Here is a 12,910-nt window from a genome sequence, read left to right as displayed (position 1 = left end):
TTAAAGCCTTCAGCGCGCCGTCCCGTAAAGCAGTCCCCGCGGATCGATCTGCGGCTTGCGGCCGGCGACGACATCCGACAGGAACTGCCCCGAGCCGCAGGCCATGGTCCAGCCGACATGGCCGTGGCCGGTGTCGAGATAGAGGTTGCGGTATTTCGCCCGGCCGATGACCGGCACCGAATTCGGCATCATCGGCCGCAGGCCGGCCCAGAGCACGGCCTTCTTCTCGTCGAGGGCGCCGGGAAAAAGATCCTTGCCGGTTTCCAGGATGGTCCGGAAATCGCCCGGCTTGAAGCTGCGGTCGAAGCCGGTGAATTCGGCCGTCGAGGACATGCGCAGGCGATTGCCGAGCCTGGAATAGCCGATCAGCCGGTCCTCGTCGGCGCCGCCCATGGTCGGCCCCTTGCTCTCGTCCTCGAGCGGGATGGTCGCGGTGTAACCCTTCACCGGATAGACCGGCAGGTCGATACCGTAGCGGCGGCCGAGCAGGCCGCTTTCCGGTCCCATGGAAATGACGACAGCATCGCCGGTGACCGGTCCTGCCGAGGTCATCACCGCGCGCACCCGATCTCCCTCAATGTCAAAGCCCTCAACCGTCGTGCCGAACAGGAACTTCACGCCGAGCCTCTCGGCTGCATAGGCGGCGAGCCGGTCGGTGAACTGCTTGGAATCGCCGGTCTGGTCGATCGGCGAATAGATGCCGCCGGAGATCTTTTCCTTCACGCCGGCAAGACCAGGCTCCAGCTCGACCAGACGCTCGCGGTCGACGATCTCGATCGGCAGGCCGTGCTCGCCCAGATAGCGGTAATTGTCGGTGCCGGTGTCCAGGCTCTTTTGCGAGCGAAAGAAGTAGAGAATGCCCTTCTTGCGCTCGTCATAATGGATGCCGGTTTCCTCCGACAATTGATTGATGCACTCGCGAGAATGGAGCGCGAGCCTCAACTTGATGTTGGTGTTGGCGCGCAGCCGGGTCACCGTGCATTCGCGCAGGAAGCGCAGGCTCCAGGCATAGAAATAGGGATCGAGGCGCAGCCTGACCTTGATGCCGAGATCGTGGTTCCAGAGCGCGCGCAGGAAGGTCTTCAGCGCCGCGGGCGAAGCCCAGGCGGTGGCGTCGCCCGGCGAGACCAGACCGGCATTCGACTGGCTAGTGCCGCGCGCCACCGCTTCATGGCGCTCGATCACCGTCACCTCGTGACCGTCCCTTGCCAGATAATAGGCGGCCGCCGTGCCAACCACGCCGGCGCCGAGAACCAAGACCTTCATGCCGTTCCCTCAAGCATCATGCAGCGGCGGGCCCGCGCGCCGCCGCTGCATGAGGCTCAATACCGCGTCTATAGGCGCCCCGCGAGCCCTTGGCCCAACAGATCAGTTTCGAACGGAGTTCTTGGTCGTCAGGATCCGTTCCCAGGCCAGCGCGTCGTTGACGATCAGGTCGAGATCGTCGCGCTGCGGCGTCCAGCCGAATTCCTTGCGGGCAAGCTCGGAATTGGCGACCACGGCTGCGGCGTCGCCCGGCCGGCGGTCCCCCATGCGCACGTCGAAGTCATGGCCGAAGGCGCGGCGCACGCTGTCGATCACCTCCAGCACCGAATAGCCGTGGCTGTAGCCGCAATTGGCGACGAGACTGCCGCCGCCATCCCGCAGCCGCTGCAGCGCCAACCGGTGCGCGGCGGCGAGATCGCTGACATGGATGTAGTCGCGCATGCAGGTGCCGTCCGGCGTCGCATAATCGGTGCCGAAGACCTGCATGAAGGGCCGCTTGCCGAGCGCGGTCTCGCAGGCGACCTTGATCAGATGCGTGGCACCGGGCGTCGATTGTCCGGTCCGGCCCTTCGGATCGGCGCCGGCGACATTGAAATAGCGTAGCGCCGTATAGCGGATGTCGTGCGCCAACGCTGCATCTCGCAGCATCCATTCGCTCATCAGCTTGGAAAGGCCGTAAGGCGATTCCGGCGCAAGGCGAGCATCCTCGCGCACCGGTTCCAGCCCGGCGCCGCCATAGACGGCGGCGGTGGAGGAGAAGATGAAATGCGGCACGCCCTCGCGCACCGCCGTTTCGATCAGCGTGCGGGTCTTGCAGGTGTTGTTTTCGTAATAGCCAAGCGGGTCGGCGACCGATTCCGGCACCACGATCGAGCCGGCGAAGTGGATGATGGCGTCGACCTTGTTGTCGCGGATGATCCGGCCGACCAGATCACGATCGGCGACATCGCCGACGGTGAGCCTTGCTTCCGGGGCGACCGCCCATTCGAAACCGGTGGAAAGCCGGTCGAGCACCACGACGCTCTCGCCGGCGTCCAGCAGTTCCCAGACCATGTGGCTGCCGATATAACCGGCACCGCCTGTCACCAAAACCGTCATCATCTACCTCGCTGATCAAGATTTGTCGGAAACTGTCTCAACAGCCACCGCGCTGGAAAACCCGCCGCAAGCCCACTAGCCTCCCTATGTGTTAAGTCCGTAACAGTTCGTCGCGCCCGAGGCATCGTACTGAAACCAAGTTGCTTCAAACAGCAGGGAATAGGCCACGATCCGGCATCGTTAGGAACAGGGCACGGGCGTGGCATTTTGACCGGTTGGGCGCGGTGGACGCGGCATGGGGCAGTGATTATGATCCGGCCCAAAATTGGGAAGTCGACATGAACTATCAGCGGTTCTTCGAGGATGCGATCGACCAGCTCCACGCCGAGCGTCGCTATCGCGTTTTCGCCGACCTGGAGCGCATCGTGGGCAAGTTCCCGCGCGCCATCTGGCGTTCCAACGGCCGCGCCCAGGAAATCACTGTATGGTGCTCCAACGACTATCTCGGCATGGGCCAGAACGAGGACGTGATTGCCGCCTTCCAGAACGCGGCCGCCAAGATGGGCTCGGGCGCCGGCGGCACCCGCAACATTTCCGGCACCTCCAACCCCCTGGTCGAGCTCGAGCAGGAGCTCGCCGATCTGCATGACAAGGAGGCAGCGCTGGTCTTCACCTCCGGCTTCGTCTCCAACGAGGCCTCGATCTCGACCATCGCCAGGCTCCTGCCCAACTGCCTGATCATCTCGGACGAGCTCAACCATGCCTCGATGATCGAAGGCGTGCGGCGCTCGGGCGCGGAGAAGAAGATCTTCCGCCACAATGACGTCGCGCATCTGGAGAGCCTCTTGCAGGCCGCGGGGCGCGAGCGCGCCAAGCTGATCGTCTTCGAAAGCGTCTATTCGATGGACGGCGACATCGCGCCGATCAGAGAGATCGTCGAGCTCGCCGAACGCTACAACGCCATGACCTATATCGACGAGGTCCATGCCGTAGGCATGTACGGACCGCGCGGCGGTGGCATCACCGAACGCGAAGGCTTGGCCGACCGCATCGACATCATCGAGGGCACTTTGGCCAAGGCCTTCGGCACGCTTGGCGGCTACATCGCCGGCACCAGCGCCGTCATCGACGCGGTGCGCTCCTATGCGCCGGGCTTCATCTTCACCACCGCGTTGCCGCCGGCGATCGCCGCCGCCGCCACCACCTCGATCCGGCATCTCAAGCGCTCGCAGACCGAGCGCGACGCGCAGCAGCGCCAGGCGGCCAGAACCAAGCAGGTGCTTGCCGCGGCCGGGCTGCCGGTGATGGAATCGGCCACGCATATCGTGCCGGTGCTGGTCGGCGACCCCGAGCTTTGCAAGATGGCCAGCGACCGGCTGCTTGGCGTGCACGGCGTCTACATCCAGCCGATCAACTATCCGACGGTGCCGCGCGGCACCGAGCGGCTGCGCATCACGCCGACGCCATTCCATTCGGACGCGCTGATCGCCGAGCTGCAGGACGCGCTGGTCGAGACCTGGGATGCGCTGGGCATTCCCTATGCCAGCTCCGGCCGTCCCGCCGTCGCCAAGAGCGACCGGATCATTCCGCTGCTGGTGCCGAAGTCGGGCGGCTGAAGCCGCCTTTCTCACACCGTCTTCATCCACCTCGCCAGGCGATGCGCCGCTTCCTCGAGCTGATCGAGGCGGCGGTGGAAGCATAGTCTGAGGAAGGCTTCGCCGCCGGGGCCGAAGGCGGTGCCAGGCGCCAGGCCGACATTGGCGTTGTCGACGATGTCGAAGGCGGCGGTTCGGGAATCGGTGATGCCGTCGACCCTGAAGAACAGATAGAACGCGCCCTGCGGCACGGTGAAACGCGCCTTGCCGGTCGCGCCGAGTATGTCGCAGACGAGATCGCGAGCGGCGCGTGCACGCTCCACTTGTTCGGTGATGAAGCCGTCGCCCTCGTCGAGGGCAGCGACCGCGCCGCGCTGCATGAACTGGGCGACGCCCGAGGTCGAGTACTGGATCAGGTTTTCGAACACCTGCTGCAAGGCTGGATGGGTCTTGATCCAGCCGACACGCCAACCCGTCATCGCCCAGTTCTTGGAGAAACTGTTAACGAACAGGATACGGTCGTCGGCCGTGGCGACGTCGAGGAAGGACGGCGCGCGGCCATGGCCGTAGTGGAACAGCGAATAGATCTCGTCGGCAATGATCCACAGGCCCTTTTGGCGCGCGAGATCGAGGATTGCCTGCAGCGTCTGCCTGTCGGCGGTCCAGCCGGTCGGGTTGGACGGCGTGTTGATGAACAACAGCTTCGTGCGCGGCGTGATCGCGGAGGCGATCTTTTCGACATCGCAGGACCAGCCATTGTCGGACTGGTCGAGGGTGACCGGCACCGGAACGGCGCCCGCCACGCCGGCGGCCGCGGCGAAATTCGGCCAAGCCGGCGAGAGGTAGATCACCTCGTCGCCGCTGCCGGCGATCGCGTCGATGGCCAGTTGGATGGCGTGCATGCCGGATCCGGTGACGATGAACTCCTCCTCGGCGAAGGTCTTGCCAAAATGCCTGGCGTAGTAGCGGGCGAGCGCCTGCCTGAGCTCGGGAATGCCCTTCTGCCAGGTGTAGAACGTCTCGCCATCGGCCAGTCCCTTGGCGGCGACATCGCTGATGAAGGCCGGCGTGGGCAGATCGCCCTCGCCAGCCCAGAGCGGGATCAGGCCTTCGCGCAGGCGGCCATGATTGACGACAGCGACGATGCCGCTTTCGGGCGCCGCGCGGGCTTCGGCGCGCAAGGTCTCGATCAGGGTCATGCAAGAATCCGTCCGGTTTTTCGCGACTGCTAGCCTCTTTTACGACAGCCGCAAACAGAAAACCCCGGCCGCAAGCGGCCGGGGTTTTGGTCCAGGGCGCCCGTTGAGGAGTTACCTTTTCGCCAGCAGGTCGCGGATCTCAGTCAGAAGCTGTACGTCGGCGGGCGGCGGTGCCGCGGCAGCAGCCGGCTTCTCGCGCTCCAGCCGCCTGCGCAGATTGTTCACCGCCTTGACCATCAGGAAGATGATGAAGGCAAGAATCAGGAAGTTCAGCACGACCGTGATAAAGCTGCCATAGGCGAAGACGGCGCCTTCTTTCTTGGCATCGGCCAGCGTGGCCGAATGGACGTTCGATGACAACCCGAAGAAGTAGTTGTTGAAGTCCAACCCGCCGAAAATCGCGCCGATGATCGGCATGATGATGTCGTTGACGAGCGAGTCGACGATCTTGCCGAAGGCGGCGCCGATGATGACGCCGACGGCTAAGTCCATCACATTGCCCTTGGAAATGAATTCCTGGAATTCTTTCAGCATTCGGCCCTCCTTGCCATGACCGGCCGTGCAGCCGCCCCGGCTCTCCGGCACCGATCCGAAGCCACAATAACAAAAACCCCCGGTTGAAAAACCGGAAAAAAGGGCGAAGACACCGGTTTGTGCTTACCTGCCTCGTCAGCCGCATATGCGCCAAAAGCCGCGATGGACTTGGGCTCCAAGCTGTGGTTGCGTCTTAACGACCGGATGAGGAAACCGGCCAGGGAGGAAGTGCGGACCGTGCAAGGCTGGTTCGTCGTCATCATCGCGATCGCCTATGTGACGCTGCTTTTCGCCATCGCCAGCGTCGGCGACCGGCGCTCGGTGGCAGCCGGGCTCGGCCGGGCGCGGCCTTTCATCTACGCGCTCAGCCTCGCCATCTACTGCACTTCCTGGACTTTCTTCGGCTCGGTCGGCCTTTCCTCCGAGCGCGGCCTCGAATTCCTCGGCATCTATACCGGTCCAGTGCTGGTCTTCGTATTCGGCTTCCCGCTGCTCAACCGCATGATCCGGCTGGCAAAAAGCGAGAAGATCACCTCGATCGCGGACTTCCTCGGCGCCCGCTACGGCAAGAGCTTCACCGTCGCGGCGATCGCGACGTTGATCGCCACCATCGGCGCGGTGCCCTATATCGCGCTGCAGCTCAAGGCGATCTCGGGTTCCGTCAGCCTGATGGTCGAGCACTATACGGGCTCGCCGCCCTCTTTCGATCCGTTTGTCAGCGATATCTCGCTGGTGGTGGCGATGTTGCTGGCGCTGTTCGCGGTGCTGTTCGGCACCCGCCATGCCGACGCCACGGAACATCAGGACGGACTGGTTCTGGCTGTCGCGGTCGAGACCGTGGTCAAGCTCGCCGCCTTTCTCGCCATCGGCCTGATGGTGATATTTCTGATCTTCGGCGGGCCCGGCGACATGTTCGCCAGGCTTGCCGGAAACAGCCAGGTTCGCCAGGCGATGAGCTACAGCACCTCGCTGGCCACCTGGCTGGTGCTGACCGGCTTGAGCGGGTTTGCCGTGCTGATGCTGCCGCGGCAGTTCTACGTCACCATCGTCGAGAACCGCAGCGAGGCGGAGCTGCGCACGGCGACCTTGGTGTTCCCGCTCTACCTCGTGGCCATCAACCTCTTCGTGCTGCCGATCGCCTTTGCCGGCCTGTCGCTGGTCGGCGGCAAGACCAGCAGCGACCTTTATGTGCTGTCGCTGCCGCTGTTCAGCGGCCATGACGTGCTGGCCATGGCCGCCTTCGTCGGTGGACTGTCGGCGGCGACCGCGATGGTGATCGTCGAGAGCGTCGCGCTTTCGATCATGATCTCCAACGATCTCGTCATTCCGCTGTTCGTGCGCCGCGTGCTCAAGACGAGTTCTTCGGAGAACGAGGACTGGTCGACGCTGATCCTCAACGTGCGCCGCGCCTCGATCTTCATCATGCTGTTCATCGCCTTCCTCTATTATCGCGAGAGCACCAATAGCGCGCGGCTGTCCTCGATCGGCCTGATGTCGTTTGCCGCGATTGCCCAATTCGCTCCGGCCCTGATCGGCGGGCTGATCTGGCGCCGCGCCAACGGCCGGGGCGCAGCCCTCGGCATGGTCGCCGGCATCGCCGTCTGGGGTTACACGCTGCTCCTGCCTTCACTCGTCGCCCCCTCTACCGATATCGTCGTCCACGGGCTGTTCGGCTTCGAGGCGCTGAGGCCGCAGGCGCTGTTCGGCACCGTCGGCGAGCCGCTGAATCATGGCGTGCTGTGGAGCCTCTCGGTCAATGCGCTGTTTTTCGTCCTCGGCTCCCTCTCCCGCGCGTCCGTGCCGCTGGAGCGCATCCAGGCGGCGATCTTCGTGCCGCGCGAGGCAGGCCCGATGCCCAGCCTGCGCCGCTTCCGCACCGCCGTCACCGTCAACGACCTGAAGGATACGATTTCACGTTATCTCGGTGTCGAGCGCACGGAGCGCTCGTTCCAATCCTTCGAGAGGGACGCGAAAGTCTCTCTGCACGGCACCGAACAAGCCAGCATGGATGTTATCCGCTTCTCTGAGCAATTGCTGGCGAGCGCCGTCGGCTCGTCCTCGGCGCGGCTGATCCTGTCGCTGCTCTTTCGCCGCAACGATCGCGACTCCAAGGATGCCTTCAAGCTGCTCGACGACGCCACCGAGGCGCTGCAGCACAATCGCGACCTTTTGCAGATCGCGCTCGACCAGATGGAGCAAGGCATCACTGTCTTCGATCGCGATTTCCGACTGATCTGCTGGAACCGGCAATACCGGCTGCTGTTCGACCTGCCGGACGAGATGGGCCAGGTCGGCGTCTCGCTCGACCGGATCCTCCATCATCTCGCCGAGCGCGGCGATATTCCCGCCGACCAGCGCGTGACGATGCTCAACCGGCTGACCAGTTTCGCTGGCCCGTGGCAGATGGAGCTCAAGACCAGCGGCCGCATCCTGGAGCTGCGCTCCAACCCGATGCCCGACGGCGGCATCGTCGCCACCTATGCCGACATCTCCGGCCGCGTCGAGCAGGACCTGGCGCTGAAGCGGGCCAATGAATCGCTGGAGCAACGGGTCAAGACCCGCACCGTCGAGCTCACCCGCGTCAACGAGGAACTGGCGCAGGCGCAGATGCTGGCCGAGGAAGCAAACCTCGGCAAGACGCGCTTCCTCGCCGCCGCCGGCCATGACATCCTGCAGCCGCTCAACGCCGCCCGCCTCTATTGCTCGTCGCTGATCGAGAAGGCGGGCAAGGGACCGGCCGGCAAGGCCGCGATGAACATCGAATCCTCGCTGGAATCGGTCGAGACCATCCTCGGCGCGGTGCTCGACATCTCGCGGCTCGATGCCGGCGCGATGAAGCCGGACAATACCGCTTTTAACCTGGGCGGACTGCTCGGTCAGATCGGCAACGATTTTCGCCCGCTTGCCGCCGAAAAGAAGCTCGATCTGAAGATCATCCCATCCTCGCTCGGCGTCATGACCGACCGGAACCTGTTGCGCCGGCTAATCCAGAATCTCGTTTCCAACGCCATCAAATACACGCGCCAGGGGCGCATTCTGGTTGGGGTGCGGCGACGCGGCGAGCTGGCCGAGATCCAGGTGATCGACACCGGCATCGGCATTGCCGGCGACAAGCTCAGCACCGTCTTCCACGAGTTCACGCGCCTCGACGAGGGCGCGCGCGAGGCCGAAGGCCTTGGCCTGGGGCTCTCCATCGTCGACCGCATCGCCAGGGTGCTGAGGCTCGAAATCCGCATCTACTCCAATCCCGGCAAGGGCACGCGCTTTTCCGCGATTCTGCCGGTCGCGGCGGTCGCCGCGCCGCCGCGCGAGGCCGGCAAGGCGCCGGCCCGCTCCGCCTCGACCCTTGCCGGGCTCAATGTGCTGTGCATCGACAATGACGCGCGCATCCTCGACGGCATGCGGCTGCTGCTCGAAGGCTGGGGATGCCGTGTCGAGACGGCTTCGGGATCAGGCGATTTCCTGAAGCCTGGCGCGCCGAAGCCGGACCTCGTGCTGGCAGACTATCATCTCGACGGCGGCACCGGGCTCGATGCGGTCGCCACGCTGCGCGCCGCCTACGGGCAGGACCTGCCCTGCGTGCTGGTCACCGCCGACCGCTCCAGCGAGGTGCGCGCGGCTGCCGGCCGGCTCGACATTCCGGTGATCAACAAGCCGCTGAAGCCGGCCGTGCTGCGCTCAATGATGGCGCGCGTCAGGCCGCTGGCGCCGGCCGCCGAATAGAGACAAAGCACTGCTATCAGCCGCGATGCCCGAGGCTTCGGAGATAGGCGCAGAACATGTCGGCCAGCGCATCAGAATAGGCTTCGATCTCATCGGCCGTTCGCTCCTTTTCCGAGAAATCCGCCCCCACGGCGCTCAGCGTCTTGATGATCAGGTCGCCGGCCAGGGCGCGGCCGCGGTCCGGCGCGTCAGGAAGCGTCTCGCGCATGAAGGTCTCGACGGTCCGGCTCGCCGCCGCCCTCGCCTCCTCAGCCTCCGGCGCATCCCGATAGAGCGGCGCGGCGTCGTTCAGCGCGCCGCGCATCGCCGCCTCCTCGCATTCGGAGCGGATGAAGGCGTGGACCAGCGTTCTTGTCCGCTCGAGCGGTGATAGCCCGGTATTTTCGAGAATGCCGCACAAAAGCTCTGTCGTCTGGCGCCATTCGTCACTCTGCAACCTGAACAGCAGGGCCGCCTTGTTCGGGAAATACTGGTAGAGCGAACCGACGCTGACGCCCGCCCTTTCGGCGACGCGCGTGGTGGTGAAACGCTGCGCGCCTTCAGCAGCCAAAACCTGAGCAGCCGCCTCTAAAATCGCCGCGACCAGCTCCGTGGCGCGCGCCTGTTTGGGCTGTTTTCGGGTGGAAATTGAAGGGCTTGAGGGTTGGATCATGGTAGCGCGCCGAAATGCGAATTGGAAACCTGAAGGATTATTCGTATTTCTGAAGCAACACAAGAACCCTGCCGGAGACAGCCATGACCACCTTGACCGCAACCCCTTTGGCACCGCTGCTCGCCCGCCTGTTCAAGGAAGCCGACGCGGCGACCAGCCCGGCGATCGCCCGGTACTCGCGCGAGGAACGGACGCGCCTGCTCCACAGCAAGACCGAGTATCGCCAGTTCTACGGCAGCCTGAAGGACCTGTGGCTTGCGGTCTCGCCGGAGACCGGCACGCTGCTCTACATGCTGGCGCGCAGCACCGGCGCGCGCATCATCGTCGAATTCGGCACATCGTTCGGCATCTCGACGCTCTATCTTGCCGCGGCGCTGCGCGACAATGGCGGCGGTCGGCTGATCACGACGGAATTCGAGCCGTCGAAGGTAACGCGGGCCAAGGCCAATCTGACCGAAGGCGGCCTCATCGACCTGGTGGAGATCCGCGAGGGCGACGCGCTGGAAACGCTCAGCACCGACCTGCCTGACCGCATAGACCTCCTGCTGCTCGACGGCGCCAAGGCGCTCTATCCGGAGATACTGAGCCTGGTCGAGAGCCGGCTCAGGCCCGGCGCACTGGTCATCGCCGACAACGCCGACTTCTCGCCCGAATATCTGGAGCGGGTGCGCGCGCCGGCCGGCGGCTATATGTCGACGCCGTTCGGCGACGACGTGGAGCTGTCGATGCGGCTCGGCTAAGGCCTGCTCGAAACTACCCCATGCTGCTTCTGAGGCAGCCGTAGGCGTTTACGTCAACCAACGCGCAATCCCGGCCTTCGGGCCTTTGACGCGTAGGTGACATCCATGACCTTCCTCCCATCGTCCTGGCGCGGGCTGCCGCGCCCGGCTCTGCTCGGCCTGTTCCTGTTCTTCTGCGCCGGTTTCGCCGACGGCGCGCTGGTGCCCTTCTTTCCGCTCTGGGCGAGCGGCGAGGCGAACATTCCGATCGGCGCGATCGGGCTTTTGTTTGCCTGCTATGCCGGCGGCGAATTGATCGCCGCGCCGCTGATCGGCGGCATCGCCGACCGGGTCGGCCGGCGGCCGGTGCTGATCCTGTCGTCGCTCGGCGTCGGCTGCGGCTTCGTCGCGCTGTTCTTCGCCCATGGCGTCGCCGCCACCGCCGCCGTGCTGCTTTTGACCGGCATATGCGAGTCGGTGCTCCACCCGACCATCCTCACAGCTATCGCCGATGTGACGGAACCGTCGGCGCATCCGCGCTGGTTCGGCATGGCGCGCGTCAGCTCGAACGCCGGACAGATCCTCGGCCCGGCCTGCGGCGCGCTGCTGGCGCTGGTTTCGCTTGGCAGCGTGTTCCTGGCCGGCGGCGGTATGCTGCTCTTCGGCGGCATCGTCATGCTTGCCGCATTCGCCGAGACGCGCGGCCATGCCGCAGCCGACCATGAGGAAACGGAGGAAGAGGAAGGCCTGTCGGCGCTGCTGCCGGCCTTCCACGACGGCCGCCTGGCAAAGCTGCTCGCCTGGGTCGTGCTGTTCGACATTTCCGGCAACTGGATCGAAGCGGTCATCCCGCTCTATGCGCAGGATGCCGGCACGCTCACCCCGTCCGGTGTCGGCGCGCTGTTTGCCTATGCGGCCGCCCTGACGGTCGGTTTGCAGATGCTGGTCAGCCGCTTTGCCGAGACGCGATCGGCGCTTTGGCTGGCAGCCGGCGCCGGCATCTCGACCATCGCCGCCTTTGCCCTGCTGGCGACCTCGCCGGCGATACTTTCGCTGGTCGTCGCAGTCAGCTTCTGCTCGGTGGGACAGATGCTGGTCGGGCCGCTCGTGCCGACCGCCGTCAACGCGCTCGCACCATCGCCGCGACGCGCTTCCTATATGGCCGCCTCGTCTGTGGCGGTCGACCTCAAGGACTCGCTCGGACCGTCGATCGGCACGGCGCTCTATGCGCTCGCGCCGCGCCTGCCCTGGATCGCCGGCATTCCACTGGTGGCAATCGCCTCGCTGGGCCTCGGCGCCGCGATCGGGCGAGCGCGGAATCCTTCAGGCCCGACCGAGGATGATGCCGCGTCGCAGTTGGGCTCGGCCGTCGAAAACTATCGCTGACGGGCGCAGCCATCGACCCGACGCGAAGCGACCGCATGATCGATCCGCGCTGGTCGGGTTCAGTTAGGGTGAAAAGCTTCGCCTGAGGTGCCTGCGATCAGCCGACCGGCTGCAGCGGGTCGCCGCCGATCTTAGACAGCTGGATGACCGCCTGGGTGCGGCTGTCGACGCCGAGCTTCTGCAGGATGGCCGAGACATGCGCCTTGATGGTGGCCTCGGAGACGCCGAGCTCATAGGCGATCTGCTTGTTGAGCAGGCCCTCCGCCAGCATGCCGAGCACCCGTGTCTGCTGCGGCGTCAGCGCCTGCAGCCGCTTGATCAGGTCGGAGATTTCCGGGTCGCGCTCGACGCCGAGCTCAATGCCGGCCGGCGCGGCAATGTCGCCGGCAAGCACCGCCTGCACGGCGCCGCGGATCTCGTCCATGCTGGCCGATTTGGAGATGAAGCCGGAAGCGCCGAGATCGAGCGCGCGGCGGATGGTGACGGGATCGTCATGCGCCGAGACCACCACCAGCGGCACCGCCGGATGGATGCCGCGCAGCGAGATCAGGCCGGAGAGGCCGCTGGCGCCCGGCATCGACAGGTCGAGCAGCACCATATCGATATCTTCATTGGCAAGCACCAGCGCCTTGGCGCTTTCGAAATCGCCTGCCTCGTGGATGGCGGCAACGTCGCCGATGCCGGCAAGCGCCTCCTTCAGCGCGCCGCGAAAAAGCGGATGGTCGTCGGCAATGACGAAAGTGTGGCCCGACGGCAAATAGTCCTCCCCCGATCCCATCATCATTGTGTGCTTCTTGC

Annotated in this window: 10 protein-coding genes; 4 read left to right on the top strand and 6 right to left on the bottom strand. The window is 65.1% G+C overall.

All coding sequences use genetic code 11. The features are described from left to right. Nucleotides 1-9: 9 nt before the first annotated feature. On the bottom strand, nucleotides 10-1,266 hold the full coding sequence (locus FJ423_RS19400) for a D-amino acid dehydrogenase (RefSeq protein ID WP_140844009.1): 1,257 nt from the start codon (nucleotides 1,264-1,266) through the stop codon (nucleotides 10-12). Between the two features lie 102 nt (nucleotides 1,267-1,368). Continuing rightward, entirely contained in the window at nucleotides 1,369-2,364 is a 996-nt protein-coding gene (galE, locus tag FJ423_RS19395) for a UDP-glucose 4-epimerase GalE (protein WP_095766183.1), read from the bottom strand. Between the two features lie 278 nt (nucleotides 2,365-2,642). Between galE and hemA the strand changes: the two genes are divergently transcribed. Continuing rightward, nucleotides 2,643-3,920, top strand: coding sequence for a 5-aminolevulinate synthase (gene hemA / locus FJ423_RS19390; RefSeq protein WP_140844007.1), 1,278 nt, complete (start codon nucleotides 2,643-2,645; stop codon nucleotides 3,918-3,920). 11 nt (nucleotides 3,921-3,931) lie between these two features. Here the strand turns inward: hemA and FJ423_RS19385 are convergent, their stop codons facing one another. Beyond that, complete coding sequence (locus FJ423_RS19385) at nucleotides 3,932-5,098, bottom strand: pyridoxal phosphate-dependent aminotransferase (RefSeq protein WP_140844005.1); 1,167 nt, start codon at nucleotides 5,096-5,098, stop codon at nucleotides 3,932-3,934. Nucleotides 5,099-5,209: 111 nt separating this feature from the next. Continuing rightward, the gene (gene mscL, locus FJ423_RS19380; RefSeq protein WP_095766185.1) at nucleotides 5,210-5,632 is read right to left on the bottom strand and encodes a large conductance mechanosensitive channel protein MscL; all 423 of its coding nucleotides are present in this window, start codon (nucleotides 5,630-5,632) and stop codon (nucleotides 5,210-5,212) included. A 237-nt stretch (nucleotides 5,633-5,869) separates the two neighbouring features. On the opposite strand from mscL, the gene FJ423_RS19375 reads away from it, so the two are divergent. Further along, nucleotides 5,870-9,355 (top strand): PAS-domain containing protein, encoded by a 3,486-nt coding sequence (locus FJ423_RS19375; RefSeq protein ID WP_181174839.1) that lies wholly within the window; start codon nucleotides 5,870-5,872, stop codon nucleotides 9,353-9,355. Between the two features lie 16 nt (nucleotides 9,356-9,371). Here the strand turns inward: FJ423_RS19375 and FJ423_RS19370 are convergent, their stop codons facing one another. Continuing rightward, the gene (locus FJ423_RS19370) at nucleotides 9,372-10,007 is read right to left on the bottom strand and encodes a TetR family transcriptional regulator (RefSeq protein ID WP_140844001.1); all 636 of its coding nucleotides are present in this window, start codon (nucleotides 10,005-10,007) and stop codon (nucleotides 9,372-9,374) included. Nucleotides 10,008-10,090: 83 nt separating this feature from the next. Here FJ423_RS19370 and FJ423_RS19365 point away from each other — a divergent pair, with 83 nt between their 5' ends. Both FJ423_RS19365 and FJ423_RS19360 read left to right on the top strand, forming a co-directional pair. After that, entirely contained in the window at nucleotides 10,091-10,747 is a 657-nt protein-coding gene (locus FJ423_RS19365; RefSeq protein WP_140843999.1) for an O-methyltransferase, read from the top strand. A 105-nt stretch (nucleotides 10,748-10,852) separates the two neighbouring features. Then, nucleotides 10,853-12,112, top strand: a complete 1,260-nt coding sequence (locus FJ423_RS19360) for an MFS transporter (RefSeq protein ID WP_140843997.1) — start codon at nucleotides 10,853-10,855, stop codon at nucleotides 12,110-12,112. 97 nt (nucleotides 12,113-12,209) lie between these two features. Here FJ423_RS19360 and FJ423_RS19355 read toward each other — a convergent pair whose 3' ends face one another. Continuing rightward, the gene (locus FJ423_RS19355; protein WP_095766186.1) at nucleotides 12,210-12,869 is read right to left on the bottom strand and encodes a response regulator transcription factor; all 660 of its coding nucleotides are present in this window, start codon (nucleotides 12,867-12,869) and stop codon (nucleotides 12,210-12,212) included. Nucleotides 12,870-12,910: the final 41 nt, after the last annotated feature.

The organism is Mesorhizobium sp. B2-8-9, assembly GCF_006439475.1.
Taxonomy (GTDB): domain Bacteria; phylum Pseudomonadota; class Alphaproteobacteria; order Rhizobiales; family Rhizobiaceae; genus Mesorhizobium.
The sequence above is the reverse complement of the archived record's forward strand: the minus strand, read 5'-3'. Positions and strand labels throughout refer to the sequence as shown.